Source organism: Halomonas sp. B23F22_20, from assembly GCF_043496985.1.
In the GTDB taxonomy this organism is placed as follows: domain Bacteria; phylum Pseudomonadota; class Gammaproteobacteria; order Pseudomonadales; family Halomonadaceae; genus Halomonas.
This window is the reverse complement of the sequence record NZ_JBIEKH010000081.1, coordinates 1-773: the sequence shown is the minus strand read 5'-3', so window position 1 is coordinate 773 and position 773 is coordinate 1. Positions and strand designations below refer to the sequence as shown.

The 773-nt window shown below is 68.3% G+C and carries 1 protein-coding gene; it reads right to left on the bottom strand.

Annotation, left to right across the window (positions count from 1 at the left end; all coding sequences use genetic code 11):
* Nucleotides 1–773 (bottom strand): thiamine pyrophosphate-dependent enzyme (locus ACGTN6_RS20660; protein ID WP_394594944.1); only part of this gene is annotated, 773 nt, incomplete at both ends.

The window sequence follows — 773 nt, the reverse complement described above, 5'->3', positions numbered from 1 at the left end:
TCGAGGCGATCCACGGTGATGCCCTCGGCCCCCATCGCCCGACCGATCTCGGCAAAGCTCTGGTTGTCCAGCTCGCCGGCCACGAAGCGGCGGTTGTAGAACTCCACCTGGTTCTTCTTCTCCGCGCCCCACTGGCGGTTGTGGAACACCACCGCGGTCACCGGGATGTCGTGGCGCACCGCGGTCATGGTCTCCATCAGGCTCATGCCCCAGGCGCCGTCACCGGCGTAGGCGATCGCCGGACGCTCCGGTGCCGCCACCTTGGCGCCGATGATGGTCGGCAGCGCATAGCCGCAGTTGCCGAAGCTCATCGGCGCGAAGAAGCTGCGCGGCCTGTCGAAACGCAGGTAGCTGTGCGCCACGGCGTTGATGTTGCCGATGTCGGTGGACACCATCACATCCTTGGGCATCGCCTTCTCCAGCTCGCGCAGCACCTGGCGCGGGTGCAGGTACTCGCCGCCGGAGAACGGCGTCTCGCCCTGGGCCTCGTCGATGGCGTCGAGGCTGAAAGGGTCCTGCTCGTGGGTCCACTCGTCGAGCTCGCGCTCCCAGGCCGCCTTCTCGTCGCGGATCTGCGCGGCGCGCGCCTCGCGGCTGGCGTCGCAGGCCAGGTCGCGACCGGCCAGCCGCTCGCTCAACGCCTCGGCCGTCGCCTTGGCGTCGCCGCAAATGCCCACCGCGATTTTCTTCACCAGCCCCAGCATCTTGTGGTCGGCGTCGACCTGAATGATCTTGGCGTCCTTCGGCCAGTAGTCCAGGCCGTGCTGCGGCAG